At 72.2% G+C, this 17,061-nt stretch carries 9 protein-coding genes; 8 read left to right on the top strand and 1 reads right to left on the bottom strand.

Features of this window, described 5'->3' with window-relative positions; all coding sequences use genetic code 11:
- The first annotated feature begins 6 nt into the window (after window positions 1–6).
- From ABGB05_RS00765 to rho, 8 genes are all read left to right on the top strand, one after another.
- Complete coding sequence (locus ABGB05_RS00765) at window positions 7–6,252, top strand: RHS repeat-associated core domain-containing protein (protein ID WP_347651113.1); 6,246 nt, start codon at window positions 7–9, stop codon at window positions 6,250–6,252.
- Between the two features lie 311 nt (window positions 6,253–6,563).
- Window positions 6,564–9,887, top strand: coding sequence for an efflux RND transporter permease subunit (locus ABGB05_RS00760; protein ID WP_347651112.1), 3,324 nt, complete (start codon window positions 6,564–6,566; stop codon window positions 9,885–9,887).
- A 173-nt stretch (window positions 9,888–10,060) separates the two neighbouring features.
- The gene (locus ABGB05_RS00755; RefSeq protein WP_347651111.1) at window positions 10,061–11,269 is read left to right on the top strand and encodes an MFS transporter; all 1,209 of its coding nucleotides are present in this window, start codon (window positions 10,061–10,063) and stop codon (window positions 11,267–11,269) included.
- A gap of 48 nt (window positions 11,270–11,317) precedes the next feature.
- Entirely contained in the window at window positions 11,318–11,557 is a 240-nt protein-coding gene (locus tag ABGB05_RS00750) for a hypothetical protein (RefSeq protein WP_347651110.1), read from the top strand.
- A gap of 95 nt (window positions 11,558–11,652) precedes the next feature.
- On the top strand, window positions 11,653–12,519 hold the full coding sequence (locus ABGB05_RS00745) for an SPFH domain-containing protein (RefSeq protein WP_347651109.1): 867 nt from the start codon (window positions 11,653–11,655) through the stop codon (window positions 12,517–12,519).
- Window positions 12,520–12,533: 14 nt separating this feature from the next.
- Window positions 12,534–12,800 carry a hypothetical protein gene (locus ABGB05_RS00740; protein ID WP_347651108.1) on the top strand — a complete coding sequence of 89 codons (267 nt, stop codon included), beginning with the start codon at window positions 12,534–12,536 and terminating at the stop codon, window positions 12,798–12,800.
- Window positions 12,801–12,862: 62 nt separating this feature from the next.
- Complete coding sequence (thrB, locus tag ABGB05_RS00735; RefSeq protein ID WP_347651107.1) at window positions 12,863–13,846, top strand: homoserine kinase; 984 nt, start codon at window positions 12,863–12,865, stop codon at window positions 13,844–13,846.
- A gap of 295 nt (window positions 13,847–14,141) precedes the next feature.
- Entirely contained in the window at window positions 14,142–16,073 is a 1,932-nt protein-coding gene (rho, locus tag ABGB05_RS00730; RefSeq protein ID WP_347651106.1) for a transcription termination factor Rho, read from the top strand.
- A gap of 88 nt (window positions 16,074–16,161) precedes the next feature.
- Here rho and ABGB05_RS00725 read toward each other — a convergent pair whose 3' ends face one another.
- Complete coding sequence (locus tag ABGB05_RS00725) at window positions 16,162–17,052, bottom strand: NAD(P)-binding domain-containing protein (RefSeq protein ID WP_347651105.1); 891 nt, start codon at window positions 17,050–17,052, stop codon at window positions 16,162–16,164.
- Window positions 17,053–17,061: the final 9 nt, after the last annotated feature.

Raw genomic sequence — 17,061 nt, 5'->3', positions numbered from 1 at the left:
AGAGTCGTGCAGAGACAACTGTGGAACGGCAGGACGTCGGTGGCGGCCGCGCTGACCGCGGCGGTGATGGCGGCGGGCCTGCTGGTCGTGCCCACGCCGCCGGCCTCGGCCGCGCCGGCCTTCCGGGCACCCGACACCCAGGTGGAGCGTTCCGTGCCGGGTACCGACTTCGTGCCGCGTGGCACGTCGGCGGGCCGGACCGCCGCCGGGGTGGGGTCGGCACCGGCGTCGGTGACCTGGCCGGCCGGGACCGCCGACACGGTGCTGTCGGCCGGCAGCCGGGCCCGGGCCGGCCACCTGCCGGTACGCGTCGGCGTGGCGGCCGGGCAGCGGTCGCGGGAGACGGACGGCGTCGGTCGGGCGGCTGACCCGGCACCGGTGCCGGGCCGGGCCCGGGTGCGGGTGCTGGACCGGGCGGCCACCGAGCGGGCCGGTGTCGCCGGGCTGCTCCTCACCGTCACCCCGGACCGGGCCGGTGAGCTGTCGCTGGAGGTCGACTACTCGGCGTTCCGGTCGGCGTACGGCGGGGACTGGGCCGCCCGGCTGCGGCTGGTCCGACTGCCCGACTGTGCGCTGACCACCCCGGACGAGACCGACTGCCGGACGGGTACGCCGCTGGCCACCACCAACTCGGTCCGCGACGCGCGGCTGGCCGCCGACGTGTCGGCGGGGGCCGGAGCGACGCTGCTGGCGGTGACCGCCGCCCCGGCCGGCAGCGCCGGTGACTACCGGGCGACGAAGCTGTCGGCGTCGTCGTCCTGGCAGGCCGGCGGCTCGGCCGGCGACTTCACCTGGTCGTACCCGCTGGAGGAGCCGCCCGCGTTCGGCGGCCCGACCCCCGACCTGGACCTGCAGTACTCCTCCGGCAGCGTCGACGGGCGTACCGCGTCGACGAACAACCAGTCGTCCTGGGTCGGCGAGGGCTGGGACCTCAGCGAGGGCTTCATCGAGCGGCGCTACAAGTCCTGCTCCGACGACGTCACCACCACCCCGAAGCCGTACGACCTCTGCTGGGAGACCGACAACGCGTTCCTGAACACCGGCGGCCGGACCGTCGAACTGGTCCGGGACGCCACCTCCGGCAGCTGGCGGCTGCGTAACGACGACGGCTCCCGGGTCGAGCGGCTGACCGGGGCGAGCAACGGCGACAACGACGGCGAACACTGGCGGATCACCACCCGGGACGGCACCCGGTACCACTACGGGCTGCACCGGCTGCCCGGCTGGGCCAGCGGCAACGAGGTGACGAACTCGACCTGGACCTCGCCGGTCTTCGGCAACGACTCCGGCGAGCCCTGCCACGCGAGCAGCTTCGCCGCGTCGTACTGCACGCAGGCGTGGCGGTGGAACCTGGACTACGTCGTGGACCCCAACGGCAACGCGATGTCGTACTTCTACGAGACCGAGACGAACCACTACGGCCGGAACCGGACCGCGAGCGCCGGTACGTCGTACGTCCGCGCCGGTCATCTCAAGCGGATCGACTACGGGCAGCGGTCCGACACCATGTACTCCGCGTCGGCGCCGATGCGGGTGGTCTTCGGCACCGAGGAGCGCTGTGCCGCCGGGGCGACCTGCGGCACCGGCGCGATCACCAAGGACACCGCGAAGAACTGGCCGGACGTGCCGTACGACCAGTCGTGCGCCGCCGGCGCGACCTGTACGGACCTCTTCGCGCCGACGTTCTGGAGCCGCAGGCGGCTGGCCAGCGTGACGACCCGGGTGCTGGCCTCCGGCACCACCTACCGGGACGTGGACACCTGGACGCTCGGCTACCAGTTCCGGGACCCGGGCGACGGGACCTCGCCGGCGCTCTGGCTTGCCTCGATCACCAACACCGGCAAGGTGGGCGGCAGCCTCGCCCTGCCGGCGGTGCGCTTCGAGGGAATCCAGTTGGAGAACCGGGTGGATGCCGAGGAGGGCATCCCACCGATGTACAAGTGGCGGCTCAGCGACGTGTACGACGAGTCCGGCGGGCATGTCCGGGTGAACTACTCGGCGAAGGACTGCACCCGTTCGGCGACCCCGACCCCGGACTCGAACACCCGACGCTGTTTCCCGCAGTACTGGGTTCCGGAGGGCGCCCTGTCGCCGAAGCTCGACTGGTTCCACAAGTACGTCGCGGTGCAGGTGTTGGAGGACGACCAGTCCGGGCTGGCCGGCATCGAGCAGACCGACTACGCGTACCTGGGCGGCGCGGCCTGGCACTACGACGACAACGAGCTGACCCCGGCGAAGTACCGGACCTGGAGCGAGTGGCGCGGTTTCGCCCGGGTCCGGACCACCCGGGGCGCCCCCGGCGGGGTGCGGTCGCAGCACGAGGAGCTGTATCTGCGCGGCATGGACGGCGACCGGCTGAGCAGCGGTACCCGCAGTGTCTCGGTCACCGACTCGGAGGGGGTCGCGGTGACCGACCACCCGGCGCTCGCCGGGTTCGTCCGGGAGGAGATCACCTACGACGGCGTCGGCGGCGCCGTCGTGGACGGCGAGATCCGCGACGGGTGGGTCTCGGCGGCGACCGCGACCCGGGGTGCCACCCGGGCGTACCTGACCGGGGTGGCCCGGGAGCGGAGCCGGCTCGCGCTGGCCGCCGGCGGCTGGCGGCGTACCGAGACCCGGACCGCCTTCGACTCCTACGGTCTGCCGAGCCAGGTCGACGACCTGGGTGACCTGTCGACCACGGCGGACGACGAGTGCCTGCGGACGACGTACGCCCGCGACACCGGCGCCTGGATGATCGAGTTCGTGGCCCGGCAGGAGCGGGTCGGGGTGGCCTGCGGCACCACCCCGTCCCGCCCCGGCGACGTCATCTCCGACCTGCGGACCTTCTACGACGGCGCGACGACCTTCGGTGCCGCGCCGACCCGGGGCGACGTGACGCTGACCCAGGAACTGTCCGGCTACTCCAACGGCAACCCGGTCTACGTCCAGGCGACCCGGGCCCGGTACGACGGCTACGGCCGGACCGTCGAGGCGTACGACGCGCTGGACCGGAAGACGACGACGGCGTTCACCCCGGCCAGCGGCGGCCCGACCACCGGCACCGTCGTCACGGACGCGCTCGGACACACGGTCACCACGACCCTGGAGCCGGCGTGGGGCCAGGAGACGGCGATCGTCGACGCGAACGGCCGCCGGGTCGACCAGACGTACGACCCGCTCGGTCGGGCCACCGCGATCTGGTTCGCCGACCGGTCGAAGGCGGGCGGGGCGTCGCCGAACCAGAAGTACTCCTACCTGGTCCGGACCGACGCGCCGAACGTCGTCACCACCCAGACCCTGCGGGACGACGGCGGCTACGAGTCGACGTACGAGTTCTACGACGGCCAGTTGCGGGAGCGTCAGACGCAGGCGCCGGCACCCGACGGCGGCCGGACCGTCACCGACACCTACTACGACTCGCGGGGCCTGGTGTCGAAGGAGAACGGCGCCTACTGGAACGAGGGTGCCGCCGGGACGACGCTGCTGGTCGTCGCCGACAACACCGTTCCCGCCCAGACACGGTACGTCCACGACGGCGTCGACCGGGAGACCGTCGAGATCCTGGTCTCGTACGGCACCGAGAAGTGGCGTACCACCAGCTCCTACGGCGGGGACCGGACGCACGTCACCCCGCCGGCCGGGGGCACCGCCACGACCACGGTCTTCGACGCCGAGGGGCGGACCACCGAGCTGCGGCAGTACACCGGGCCGACGCCGTCCGGCGGCTACGACGCGACGACCTACACGTACGCCCGGGACGGGCAGCTCGCCTCGGTGACGGATGCGATGGGCAACGTCTGGCGGTACGGCTACGACCTGCGGGGCCGCAAGGTCGAGGAGCGGGACCCGGACCGGGGAACCGTCCGCTACAGCTACGACGACGCCGACCAGCTGCTCACCACCACCGACGCCCGGGGCGTGACCCTGGCGTACGGCTACGACCAGCTGGGCCGCAAGACCGCCCTGTACGAGGGGTCGACGTCCGGTCCGAAGCGGGCCGAGTGGACGTACGACCGGCTGGTCAGCGGGGTGACGGTGAAGGGACAGCTGGCCAGCTCGACCCGGTACGTGAACGGCAACGCCTACGTCGTCTCGGTCAACGGCTACGACACCCGGTACCGGTCGCTCGGCACCACGGTGACGATCCCGGCGGCGGAGGGGGCGTTGGCCGGCAGCTACCGGCTGGACAGCGGCTACACCGACACCGGGCTGGACCTGGCGGTCGGCTATCCGGCGGTCGGTGGGCTCGCCGCGGAGACGCTGCGCTACGGCTACGACGCGCACGGCCGGCTGCAGTCCGCCCAGTCCGGGCTCGGTACCCAGCTCGTCGCGGCCAGCTACACCCCGTACGACGAGGTGTCGCAGTACACCCTGCAGGCGGCGGCCGGGAAGCAGTTGGTCCAGACGTTCTTCTACGACGACACGACCCGGCAGCTCAGCCGGGCTCTGGTCGACCGGAGTGTGTCGCCGACCCGGCTGGCCGACGTCAACTACACGTACGACCCGGCCGGCAACGTCACCCGGATCTCGGACCGGCCGACCGCCGGCACGACCGACACCCAGTGTTTCCGGTACGACCACCTGCGTCGGCTGCGCGAGGCGTGGACGGCGACCGACGACTGTGCCGCCGCACCGACGCCGGCGGTGCTCGGCGGCCCGGCCCCGTACTGGCAGTCGTGGGAGTACGACAAGACCGGCAACCGGTTGACCGAGACCAACTACAGCACCACCACCGGGGCCGGGGTGACCAGCCGGTCGACGTACCCGGCGGCCGGCGGTGCCCAGCCGCACGCGCTCGCCACGGTCACCACCGGGGACCGCACCGACCGGTTCGGCTACGACGCCACCGGTAACACCACCGGCCGGACCGTCGGCGGGTCGTCCCAGGTCCTGACCTGGGACGCCGAGGGTGATCTCAGCCGGGTCACCGAGGGCGCCAAGGTCACCGAGTTCCTGTACGACGCCGACGGTGACCGGCTGATCCGCCGCGATCCCACCTCGGTGACCCTCTACCTGCCGAACACGGAGGTGAAGCTTACCCGGTCGACCGGTGCCGTCTCGGCGGCCCGCTTCTACGACCTCGGCGAGGTGACCGCGGTCCGGACCAGCACCTCCGGGCTCGCCTTCGAGGTGGCCGACCGGCACAACACCGCGCAGCTGTCGGTCGACGCCGCCGACCTGGCGGTGACCCAGCGCCGGTTCCTGCCGTTCGGGGAGCTGCGTGGCGCGGGATCGGGTGGCTGGCCCACCGATCGGGGGTACGTCGGCGGCACCGTCGACGCGTCCACCGGGCTGACCCATCTCGGCGCCCGGGAGTACGACCCGGAGCTCGGCCGGTTCCTCTCGGTCGACCCGCTGATCGACCCGGAACAGCCCCAGCAGATGAACGGGTACGCCTACAGCGACAACACCCCGGTGACGATGAGTGACCCGGACGGCCAGTGGCGGATCCTGCCGGGCGGGCACTACTGCGACGGCTGCGGCGGCTACAACAACCCGCCCCCGAAGAAGGGGAAGAAGGCCAAGAAGAAGACCAAGAAGAAGGCGACCCACCGGAAGAGCCCGGCCCGGAGCTACTACTGCGACAGCTGCCACTACAGCAAGCCGAAGCCCAAGGTCTACCCCGGTGACCTGCGCCAGCACGACCAGGCGATCGCCGCGGAGGCCCGCCGGCTCGCCCGGGAGTACGCCGCGAAACAGCAGCGGAAGGAGCGGGAGAAGAAGGCGCGGGAGGCGGCGGAGAAGCGGAAGAAGAGCAGCAGTTGCAAGTTGACCAGCTTCTGGAGCAGTGCCTGCCGCAACGCCGCCGGACGGGCCGTCAAGTCGGTCGGTCGCGGCGTCAAGAAGGTCGGCAAGTGGGCCTGGAAGAACCGGTCGACGATCCTCGCGGCCTGCTCGGCCGTTGCCGTGGTGGTCTGCGGGATCGGCGCGGCGATCAGTTCCGGCTACGACGCCTACAAGGATTTCAAGAGCGGCAACTACCGGTCCGGGGCGCTCAACGCGCTCTCCGGTCTCAGCGGCGGTCTGGGCGCGGGCTTCGCGGCCGGGTCGAAACTGGCGGCCCGGGGCGCGAAACTGGTGAACAAGATCCCCACTCCGAACCTCTGGACGAAGCGGGGCTACCGGGTCAGCTCCTCGATAGCCCGGGGACTGGGCCGTTCCGAGGCGGCGCTGCGGCGCGGCACCGTCGGCGGCAACTTCAAGTCCAACATGTGGGGCACGGCGAGCTTCGGGTTTGGGGTGTCGAACACCGCCTGGAACATGTGGTGAGCCGGACCGGCGAGGGCCGGCACCGACACACCGACCTGGTGGGCTGACCACCGTGGCCGCCGCCGGAGGACCGGCGGCGGCCACCGTCGTCCGGTGGCGCGGGGCCGGGAGCTGAGAGGACCCTGAGGCGGGTTGGCGAGGGGCCGGGCGGGCCCCGGACGATGGGGGCGGCGCCACCGTGGCGGGTGCTGGACGCGTCCGCCCCCGCAGCGGGGACAAGATCGGCGTCAGGCACACTGCTGGTGCCGCGCAGCCTCGAAGCCCGCGTGAGCGTCACCTCGCGCTACTCATGCACAGGAGTGAGCCGCCGCATGTCGTTGCTCGCCAGACTCAGTCTCGCCAACCGGGGGCTCGTCGCCCTCGTCGCGATAGTGATCACCGGGTTCGGGGCGTTCGCCGTACCGTCGCTGAAGCAGCAGCTGCTGCCCTCGCTGGAGTTCCCGGCGGCGTTCATCGTCGCGCCGTTCCCGGGTGCCGGACCCGAGGTGGTGGAGGCGCAGGTCGCCGAACCGATCGAGAACAGCATCCAGGGCATCGCCGGACTGTCCAAGGTCACCTCGACGTCGCGGGAGGGCAGCGCGACGCTGCAGGTCGAGTTCGAGTTCGGCACCGACCTCGACGACGCGGTCAACAAGCTGCAGACCTCGATCAACCGGATCGGGGCGCAGCTGCCGGCCACCGTGGAGCCGCAGGTCCTTGCCGGCAGCACCGCGGACATTCCGGCGGTGGTGCTGGCCGCGGCCGGCGCCGGCGACCAGCAGGCCCTCGCGGACCGGCTCGCCGAGACCGTCGTACCGGAACTGGAGGCGATCGAGGGGGTCCGCACGGTCGAGGTGACCGGGGCGCGTGACCAGCAGGTGGTGATCACCCCCGACCCGGCGAAGTTCGCCGCCGCCGGGGTCGCGCCGACCGCGATCGGTGCGGCGCTGCAGGCCAACGGCGTGACCATCCCGGCCGGCGCGGTCACCGAGAACAACCAGACCCGGACGGTGCAGGTCGGCGGCCGGATCGCTTCGGTCGAGGAGTTGGCGGACATCTACCTGCCGCCGTCCGGGCGGGGCAAGGCGCCGGTACGACTCGGCGACGTCGCCACCGTGCGGCAGCAGCCGGCCGCACCCACCTCGCTGACCCGTACCGACGGGGTGGACAGCCTCGGCATCATGGTCACCGCGACCCCGGACGGCAACGCGGTGCGGATCTCGCACGAGATCCAGGACCGGCTCGACGACCTCACCGCCGCCTCCGGTGCGACCCTCACCGTGGTCTTCGACCAGGCGCCGTTCGTCGAGAAGTCGATCGAGAGCCTCACCACCGAGGGCCTGCTCGGCCTGGTCATGGCGGTGTTGGTGATCCTGGTCTTCCTGCTCTCCGTCCGGTCCACCCTGGTCACCGCGGTCTCCATCCCGCTGTCGGTGCTGGTGGCGCTGCTGGCGCTCTGGATCGGCGACTACTCGCTCAACCTGCTCACCCTCGGCGCGCTGACCATCGCGGTCGGCCGGGTCGTCGACGACTCGATCGTCGTACTGGAGAACATCAAACGACATCTCGGGTACGGCGAGGACAAACGCGCCGCGATCCTGACCGGCGTCCGGGAGGTGGCCGGCGCGGTCACCGCCTCCACCCTCACCACGGTCGCGGTCTTCACCCCGATCGTGCTGGTCGGCGGTTTTGTCGGGCAGCTCTTCGCCCCGTTCGCGATCACCGTGACGGTGGCGCTGCTCGCCTCGCTGCTGGTCTCGCTGACCATCATCCCGGTGCTGGCGTACTGGTTCCTCCGGCCGGCGAACGGCGGTGCGGACGCCGAGGAGATCCGTCGCGAGGCGGAGGAGAAGGAGTTGCGCAGCCCGCTGCAGCGGGCGTACCTGCCGGTGATCGACTTCGCCACCCACCGGCGTTGGCTCACCGTCGGTATCGGCCTGGTGGTCCTCTTCGGCACCTTCGGTCTCGCCACCCGGCTGGAGACCAACTTCATCGACAGCTCCGGACAGGACACCCTGAGCATCAGCCAGGAGCTGCCGGTCGGCTCCAGCCTGAACGCCACCGACGCGGCGGCCCGGCAGGTCGAGGGGGTGCTGTCCCGGACCGACGGTGTCGAGTCGTACCAGGTCACCGCCGGTGGTGGCGGTGGACCGTTCGGCGGTGGAGGCGCCGCCAACACCGCCAGCTTCTCGGTCGCCCTGGACGAGGGGACCGACGCCGAGCGGGTCGAGAAGGCGCTGCGGACGGAGTTCGACAAGCTCACCGGCGTCGGTGACCTCCGCTTCGGCGGAGCCGGCGGACCGGGCGGCGGCTCGACAAACGAGATCCAGGTGATCGTCCGGGCGCCGGACGCCGACGTGCTGGCCCGGGCGAGCGAGCAGGTCCGGCAGCTGATGGCGGACGTGCCCCGGGTGACCGACGTGCGGAGCAGTCTGGCGGAGAGCGCACCCCGGATCGACGTCACCGTCGACCGGGCCGCCGCCGCCCGGGTCGGGCTCACCGAGGCCGCCGTCGGGCAGTTGGTCGCCCAGCAGTTCCGGGGCACCCCGCTCGGCCAGGTCGCCCTCGGCGGCGAGCCACGGGACGTGGTGCTGCGTGGTGGGCTGCCGCCGGCCGGGATCGAGGCGCTGCGGGCGCTGCCGATCGGGCCGGGCGGTGCGGTCAAGCTCGACGACATCGCCGACGTGGCCGAGGTGCAGGGGCCGCTGGCGGTCACCCGGATCGACGGCGAGCGCAGCGTCACGGTGAGCGGCACCGCCGCCGGGTCGAACCTGGGTGCGATCACCGCCGACCTGCGGGAGCGGCTCGACGGGCTGGACGTGCCGGGGGCGACGTTCACCATCGGCGGCGTCAGCGCCGAACAGCAGGAGGCGTTCGCCGACCTGTCGCTGGCCGTACTCGCCGCGATCGCGATCGTCTTCGTGATCATGGTGGCGACCTTCCGCAGCCTGATCCAGCCGCTGATCCTGCTGGTCTCGGTCCCGTTCGCGGCCACCGGTGCGGTCGGTCTGCTGCTGGCCACCGGTACGCCGCTCGGCGTACCGGCGCTGATCGGGATCCTGATGCTGGTCGGCATCGTGGTGACCAACGCGATCGTGCTGCTCGACCTGGTCAACCAGTACCGCGAGCAGGGGATGGGGATCGTCGAGGCGGTGGTCGAGGGCGGCCGGCGGCGGCTGCGGCCGATCCTGATGACCGCCATCGCGACCATCTTCGCGCTGCTGCCGATGGCGCTCGGCCTGACCGGCGAGGGCGGCTTCATCTCCCGGCCGCTGGCCATCGTGGTGATCGGCGGGCTGGTCAGCTCGACGCTGCTCACCCTGGTGCTGGTGCCGACCCTCTACACGATGGTGGAGAACACCAAGGAGCGGTTCCGGCGGCGGCGGGCCGGCAGGGCCGGCCAGGACGTCGCCGTCGCCCCGGAGACGCCGACCGGCGGTGCCGGGTCGGCCGGGCCGGTGCCGGCCGGCGCGGGTGTGGCCGGTTCCGGTGCGGTTCCGGCGGCCGCCGGTACGACCGTGGCCGCCCCGGCGTCGGCACCGGTCGCCGGTCGGCCGGCGCCGTCCGGTGCGCTGATCGACGGCACCGACCAGTTCGAGGTGCTGCGGCTGCCGAAGAGCCGCCGGTCACCGCTGCCCCCGCCCGGCGAGAACTGACCGTCGGGGATCGGTCGCCGATCCCGCGGGCTCCGCGCCGCACACCGGCCCCGGGCCGGACCGGATGTGATCCGGTCCGGCCCAGGGGCCGGCTGCGGGCCCGGGGTCCTGCTGCTGGCGCAGGGCGGGCGCTGCCGGTCGACCCCGGACGCCGGCCGGTAAGGTTCGCGTACGTGTCGTCACCCCTTTCGGTCCTTACCGGTAATCGGGACTTCCGTCGCCTCTTCGCCGCCGAACTGGTGGTCTTCGGGGCGGACTGGTTCGTCATGGTGCCGCTGCTGGTGCTGCTGCCGAAGCTGACCGGCAGCGGGGTCTGGGGCGCCCTGGTGCTCGCCGTGGACACCGGGGTCCTCGCCCTGCTGCTGCCGTACGCCGGAACGGTGGCCGACCGGGTCGACCGCAAGAAGATCATGATCGTGGCGAACCTGACCGCGCTGGCAGCGGTCCTGCTCCTGTTCGGCGTCCGCAGCGCCGCCACCGCCTGGCTGGCCCTGCTGGCGATCGGGGCGGTCGCGGTCGCCAAGGCGTTCTACTCGCCGGCCGCGCAGGCGGCCCTGCCGAACGTGGTCGACCCGGTCGACCTCGCGCCGGCGAACGCGGTCGCCGGTTCGGCCTGGGGCACCATGACCGTCGTCGGCGCCTCGCTCGGCGGGGTGTTGACCGCCGCCGTCGGCCCGTACGCCTGCTTCTGGGTGGCGGCGGTCGGCCTGGCGGTGGCCGCCGGCCTGGCCTGGCTGATCCGCCGGCCCCTGCAGGCCCCGCGCGACCACACCGCACCGGTCCCGCGGCCCTGGGCGGCGATCCGGGAGGCGCTCGCCTACATCGGCGCCCGTCCCCGGGTACTGGCGCTGGTCACGGTCAAGAGCGCGGTGGGGCTCGGCAACGGCGTCCTGACCGTCTTCCCGCTGATGGCCGCCCTGTACGGGGTCGGGGCGATCGGTACCGGGCTGCTCTTCGCGGTACGCGGGGCCGGCGCCCTGGTCGGTCCGCTGCTGATGCGCCGGGTCCTGGGCCACCGCTCCTGGCTGCTCACCGGCCTCGCCGTCTCGATGTCCGCGTACGGCATCGCGTACCTCGGGGTGTCGCTGGTCCGGTGGTTCCCGCTCGTGCTGCTGCTGGTCTTCGTCGCCCACTTCGGCGGTGGCGCCAACTGGGTGATGTCGAACTTCGCCCTGCAGGGCGAGGTGCCGGACCGGTTGCGGGGCCGGGTCTTCGCCACCGACATGATGCTCGCCACCCTCGCCATCTCGGTGAGTCAACTGGGGGTGGCCGCGGTGGTGGACCACGTCGACGAGCGGGTGGTGATCGCCGGCTGCGGCCTGGTGACCGTGGTCTACGCGGCCGGCTGGTGGGTGGCGACCCGCCGCCTCGACCGGTCCTGAGCTGAGGGGGTGGCAGCCGGGCGGGCGCCCGGGGCCCGGTTAGGCGTGGTGGCGAACGGGTACCGCCCCACCGTCGACACACTGCCCCGGACCCGGTACGCCAGCCGCCTCGCCAGGTGGCGGGGCGGTCGACTGCTGCACCCGCGCGGGATGTCGTTCTTCGACCCGGCCGGGAACCACTGTTCGGAGCTGCGTCCGCGTGGAGTGGCGCCGTGGCTGCGTACGGTCAGCTATCCGTACTCGCAACGCGTCCGGGGCGCGGCCCGCGACCAGAACAGCCTGCCCTGAGACCGGCCGTCGCGGTGGCGGCAGCGAATCCCGCTTGAACCGGGTTGCGGGCGCTCGCTATCGTAGTGATATCACTTTAATAGCGAGGAGATGTCATGGAGCGATCCGCCTTCCGGCTCTCGGGCTTCGCCGCGATCGGAGCGCTGCTGATCCTGACCGCCGTCGGGCTGGCAGTGACCGTCCCGGTCCTGGCCAGCTCGGGGCCGGCGCCCTGGATGCTCGCCGTGGTCATCGGCTACGGCCTGGTGGTCCTGCCCGCCGCCACCGGATTCATCGTGGTCAACCCGAACGAGGCCCAGGTGGTGCAGTTCTTCGGTCGTTACGTCGGCAGCATCCGGCAGCCCGGCCTGCACTGGACCTGGCCGCTGACCGACCGCAAGAAGGTCACCCTGCGGGTCCGTAACTTCGAGACCGACCGGCTCAAGGTCTCCGACGCCGACGGCAACCCGGTGGAGATCGCGGCCGTCGTCGTGTGGCAGGTGGTCGACACCGCCAAGGCCGCGTTCGCGGTGGACAACCACGTCGAGTACGTCGCCGTGCAGTCCGAGGCCGCCGTCCGGCACCTCGCCACCAGCTACCCGTACGACGCGCACGACTCGGCCCGGGCGAGTCTGCGGGACAGCACGGTGGTCAGCGACGAGTTGACCCACGAGCTGCGGGAACGGGTCGAGTTGGCCGGTGTCGAGGTGCTCGAGTCGCGGACCACCCACCTGGCGTACGCGCCGGAGATCGCCCAGGCGATGTTGGCCCGTCAGCAGGCGAACGCCATCGTGTCGGCCCGGTTCAAGATCGTGGAGGGGGCGGTGGGCATGGTCTCCAACGCCCTGGAGCGGCTGCGCGAGGAGCACGTGGTGGAGTTGGACGAGGAGCGGAAGGCGCAGATGGTGTCCAACCTGCTGGTCGTACTCTGCGGCGACCGGGCCGCCCAGCCGGTGGTGAACGCCGGATCCCTCTACAGCTAGGACCTCCCTCTCCCATGGCCGAGCGTAAGAAGCTCCTGCTGCGGCTTGACCCACAGGTCTACGACGCGATCGCGAAATGGGCCGCGGACGACCTCCGTAGTGTCAACGCCCAGATCGAGTACGCGCTGCGCCTGGCGCTCCGGACGGCCGGCCGCACGCTGCGGCCGGCCCGTGGCGACGACGCGGCGGACGGCCGTACCCCGGAACCGGAACGGTCCGACGCGGCGAAGGCACCGGACGGCGGTGCCGGGTCGGCGGCCGGTCCGGCGGAATCCGGGTAGCCGACGTCCCAGGGCGCGGACACCGCGACGGCGCCGGACCGGCCGACGCCTAGCATGAACCGGTGCGCCCGTCCTTCCTCTCCGAGCCGGTCCGGGTCCGGGTGCCCGCGACCAGCGCCAACCTCGGCCCGGGTTTCGACACTCTCGGCCTGGCCCTGGCGCTGTACGACGACGTCAGCGCCCGGGTCGCCCCGGCCGGTTGTCACGTCGACGTCACCGGCCAGGGCGCCGGTGAGCTGCCGACCGACGACGGACATCTCGTGGTACGCGCCATGCGGGCGACCTTCGACCTGCTCGGCGGCCAGCCGACCGGTCTGGCGGTGGAGTGTGTCAACCGGATCCCGCAGGCCCGTGGCCTCGGCTCCTCCTCGGCGGCGATCGTCGCCGGGGTGACGCTGGCCCGGGCGCTTGTCGTCGACGGTGACCAACGGTTCGACGACGCGGCCGTGCTCCGGCTGGCCGCCGAACTGGAGGGGCATCCGGACAACGTCGCGCCGTGCCTGCTGGGCGGCTTCACCATCGCCTGGACAGCAGGGCCGCAGGGCTCGGACGGTGCCGGGGGCGCCGGTGCTGGTGGCGGGGCCGGGGCGTGCCGGCTCGAGGTCGCGCCCGGGGTTCAGCCGACCGTGCTGGTGCCGGACGAACGCGGGCTGACCTCGGAGGCCCGGGCCGCCCTGCCGGCGGTGGTGCCGCACGCCGACGCGGCCCGCAACGCCGGCCGGGCGGCGCTGCTGGTGCACGCGTTGACCGCGGCGCCGGAACTGCTCTTCACCGCCACCGAGGACCGGCTGCACCAGGACTACCGGGCGCCGGGAATGCCGGCGACGGCCGCCGTGTTGGCCGGGTTGCGTGCGGCGGGTGTGGCGGCTGTGGTCAGTGGGGCGGGACCGACGATCCTCGCCCTGACCAGCATCCCCGACGAGCACCTGCCGGGAATGGGATGGGCCGCGCAAAGGTTGGCGGTAGACGTAGCCGGGGCCCGGGTTGATAGGGGTAGACTGGGACACGCCGAGCGGGACCCTGTTGCCGCAGGTCGGAAGAGTTGATTACGCTCTAGACCTAGCACAGCCGCGAAGCAATGCGACTCCTGCGGGTCGGTGCACCCCCGAAGCTTTCGGCGGTCAGCCCGTCTCACCCCTGCCTAGGTTCACGCCGCACCGCAGTTTCCACAGGTCGCCGCAGGCGGCGAGACCTGCCCACCGATGTTGGTGGGTCGGAAATCTACCGGCTGCTGTGTTACAGACTCCCGCGACGCGTCAGGCGAGGCGGGTGCACCGAGGCCGCCCGGCCCCGTTATTCCGGGCCAAGGGCAGCCCCGGCCTTATCGAGGGAAGGACTCCATTGAGCGACACCACCGACGTGACGTCGGATGTTTCCAACGTCGCTGGCGAAGCCACCGCAGGTTCCACCCGCCGTCGGCGGACCGGGACCGGGCTGTCGGCAATGCTGCTGCCCGAGTTGCAGAGCCTGGCCGCGTCGCTCGGCATCTCCGGTACGGCCCGGATGCGCAAGGGCGAGCTGATCAGCGCGATCTCGGAGCGGCAGTCCGGCGGAGCCACTGCCAGCACCGGTGGAGCGCCCCGCCCCCGGGCCGAGGTGGCGGCCGCGGCCGCGCCGCCCCGGGACGAGGTACGCGCCGAGGTGCGCGACAGTGGTGAGCGGCGGTCCGCCGAGCAGGTGCCGGCGACGGCCGCCGAGCAGGCGCCGGCCGCCACCGAGGGACGTACGCGGACGTCCCGCCGGTCGCGTGCGGCCGCGACGGCCGCCACCGCCGTGGAGACCGAGGCGACGCCGACGGAGCGCACCGAGCGCGGTGAGCGGGCGGACCGTACCGACGGCGGCGAGCGTGCCGACGGCGGCGAGCGCGCCGACCGGGGCGAGCGCGGCGAGTCCCGCAACGGCCGGGACCGCAACGACCGGGGCGACCGGGGCGAGCGCGCCGAGTCGCGCAACGACCGCAACGACCGTGACCGTGGTCAGCGTTCGGCGGATCGGGACGACAACGACGACGACGACGCCGGTGGCCGGCGCAGCCGGCGCAGCCGTTTCCGGGACCGGCGGCGTGGCCGCGGGGACCGCGCCGAGGGCAACGAGGGCGGCGGCAGCGGTGGTGGCGGCCGGGAGCCGCAGGTCAACGAGGACGACGTGCTCGTCCCGGTGGCCGGCATCATCGACGTGCTGGACAACTACGCCTTCGTCCGGACCACCGGTTACCTCTCCGGTCCGAACGACGTCTACGTCTCGATGTCCCAGGTCAAGAAGTACGGCCTGCGGCGTGGTGACGCGGTCACCGGCGCGGTGCGGGCGGCCCGGGACGGCGAGCAGCGGCGGGACAAGTACAACCCGCTGGTCCGACTGGACACCATCAACGGGATGGACCCGGACGAGGCGAAGCGGCGTCCCGAGTTCTACAAGCTGACCCCGCTCTACCCGCAGGAGCGGCTGCGGTTGGAGACCGAGCCGCACATCCTCACCACCCGGGTCATCGACCTGGTCACGCCGATCGGCAAGGGTCAGCGGGCGCTGATCATGTCGCCGCCGAAGGCCGGTAAGACCATGGTGTTGCAGGCGATCGCCAACGCGATCACCCACAACAACCCGGAGTGCCACCTGATGGTCGTGCTCGTCGACGAGCGGCCCGAAGAGGTCACCGACATGCAGCGCTCGGTCAAGGGCGAGGTTGTCGCGGCCACTTTCGACCGTCCGCCGCAGGACCACACCACGGTCGCGGAGCTGGCCATCGAGCGGGCCAAGCGCCTGGTCGAGCTGGGCCACGACGTGGTCGTGCTGCTCGACTCGGTGACCCGGCTCGGTCGGTCGTACAACCTGGCCGCGCCGGCCAGTGGCCGGATCATGTCCGGTGGTATCGACTCGACCGCGCTCTACCCGCCGAAGCGGTTCCTCGGCGCGGCCCGGAACATCGAGAACGGCGGCTCGCTGACCATCATCGCCACCGCCCTGGTGGAGACCGGTTCGGTGATGGACACGGTCATCTTCGAGGAGTTCAAGGGCACCGGTAACGCGGAGCTGAAGCTGGACCGGAAGATTGCCGACAAGCGGGTCTTCCCGGCGATCGACATCCACACCTCGGGTACGCGTAAGGAGGAGATCCTGCTCGCGGCCGAGGAACTGGCGATCACGCACAAGCTGCGCAAGGTGCTCCACTCGCTCGACTCGCAGGCGGCGCTGGACCTGCTGCTGGACCGGCTCAAGAAGACCCGGACCAACATCGAGTTCCTGATGCAGATCGCGAAGTCCACCCCGGGCGAGTAGCCCGGAGGCGTTTCGACGGTTCGCCACGTCGTGGGGCCCGGCCGGATCATCCGGCCGGGCCCCACGTGTCTGTCCGGGCTGGTTGGTGTCAGCGCAGCAGCAGGTCGACCACGCCGGCGTCGCTCTCGTCGCCGTGTCCGTCGGCGAGTCGGCGCGCCATCAGCCCGGTGTACGGGGTCAGCAGTTCGGTGCTGACCCCCTGCTCCTGCGCGGTACGCAGCAGGGTGGCGTTGGCCGTGACCATCATGGCGAGGTTGGACGTCACCCCCATGGTGTAGTCACCGCTGGCCAGTTGGGCCGCGGTCAGGTGCACGGCGCCGGCCATCGCGGCGAGCCAGTCGGCGAGCAGCGGGGCGAGGTCCTTCGGCGGGATCTCCTCCCGCCGGATCAGTGCGAAGGCGTGCGCGGCTCCGGAGAACATACCGGTCATCGCGCTCAGCAGGGCCACGTCGTACAGGGCGGCGAAGCCGGGATCCGTGCCGACGTACCGGGTGCCGGTCGGTACCGCCAGGGTGTGCCGGTACGCCTCGAAGACGTCGGTCGATCCGCTGTACAGGACGTAGCCGCCGGACTCCGGTACGCTGATCATCGGCGGCACCGCCATGATTCCGCCGTCGAGGAACCGGCCGCCCCGGTCGCCGATCCAGTCCGCGAGAGCGCGGGCCTGGCCGGGAGTGCTGGTGGTGAGGTTCACCACGTCCCGGCCGGTCAGGTCGACGTCGGACAGGGCCTGCCGGACCGAGTTGTCGTCGAGCAGGCAGACGACCACGAGGCGGTTCGCGGCCACCGCCTCGGCGGCGGTACCGGCGACTGTCGCCCCCTCGGCGGCGAGGGCCTCGGCCCGGGCGGGGGTGCGGTTCCAGACGGTCAACGGGTGCCCGGCGGCGAGCCAGGCGCGGGCGAGTGCGGTTCCCATGGCGCCGAGGCCGAGCAGGGTGAACGGGTGCTGGGCAGAAGGGTCAGAAGTGTGCTGTTCCACGCCCTGAAG

The organism is Plantactinospora sp. B5E13 (assembly GCF_039871775.1).
Taxonomy (GTDB): domain Bacteria; phylum Actinomycetota; class Actinomycetes; order Mycobacteriales; family Micromonosporaceae; genus Plantactinospora.
Note: the sequence above shows the minus strand (reverse complement) of the source record. Positions and strands in the feature narration are given on the sequence as shown.